General features: G+C 71.0%; 1 protein-coding gene. It reads right to left on the bottom strand.

What is annotated here, in order from left to right; all coding sequences use genetic code 11:
* Nucleotides 1-231: 231 nt before the first annotated feature.
* On the bottom strand, nucleotides 232-846 hold the full coding sequence (locus DEIPI_RS0103190) for a DedA family protein (RefSeq protein WP_027480824.1): 615 nt from the start codon (nucleotides 844-846) through the stop codon (nucleotides 232-234).
* Between the last annotated feature and the right edge of the window lie 136 nt (nucleotides 847-982).

Here is a 982-nt window from a genome sequence, read left to right as displayed (position 1 = left end):
AGACAGCACCGTCGCGCCCGGCACGGGGAGCGTGCCGGGGTCGCTGAACAGGCCGCCCGCCACGTCCAGCGTGAGCGGCACGACGGCCACGTGGAGGCGCGCGGCCTCCTCGGGCGCCAGGTCGGAGGTCGAGTCGGTCAGCAGGGCCACGTCCGCCATGAGGTCAGTGTACTCGCCGTGAAAATGGGCGAACGCCCGGCGCGGAGGCCGGGCGTTCGGGAGGCCCTCGGCTCAGGCGCGGACGCGACGGCGCTTCAGCACTTCCAGCCCGATCGGCACGAACGACGCGACGAGCACCACCGCGATGATCGCGAGGACGTACTTGTCGAGGACCTTCGCGGGAATGATCTGTCCCAGGAAGTACCCCAGCAGCGGCACGCCCACGGCCCACAGGAGCGCCCCGACGACGTTGTAGAGCGTGAAGGTGCGGAAGTCCATGCGGCCCGCGCCCGCCATCGTCGGGACGAAGGTCCGCACGATCGGCACGAAGCGCGAGATCAGCAGGGTCCGCACGCCGTAGCGTTCGAAGTACGCGCCGGCCTGCTCCACGTACTCGGGCTTGAGGAAGCGGCTCCTGGGATTGCTGAACACACGCGGCCCGAAGCGCCGCCCGATGAGGTAACCGACCGTGTTGCCGAGGACCGCGCCGACGAAGCACACGCCGCACACCGCCGCGAGCGCGAGGTCGCCGCGCGCCGCGAAGATGCCCGCCGTGAGCAGCAGGCTGTCGCCCGGCAGGAAGAAGCCCATCAGGAGTCCCGTCTCGGCGAAGACGACGAACAGGAGGCCCAGGTACGAGAAGGTCCGGATCAGGAAGGTCGGGTCGAGCCACTCGGCAGCGTGCATGTCGAGCAATGATACCCCGCTCCTGAGGGAGCGCCGTGAGCCCCGAGGATGAGGGCAGGCGCCCCACGACGCCTGCCCCCGGGCGCGAACCGAACGGTCAGGCCTGCGGGGTGCGCGGGCCCTCGGCGGGCGCCTC

This window comes from Deinococcus pimensis DSM 21231, from assembly GCF_000519345.1.
GTDB lineage: Bacteria > Deinococcota > Deinococci > Deinococcales > Deinococcaceae > Deinococcus_A > Deinococcus_A pimensis.
This window is presented reverse-complemented; position numbering and strand designations above follow the sequence as displayed.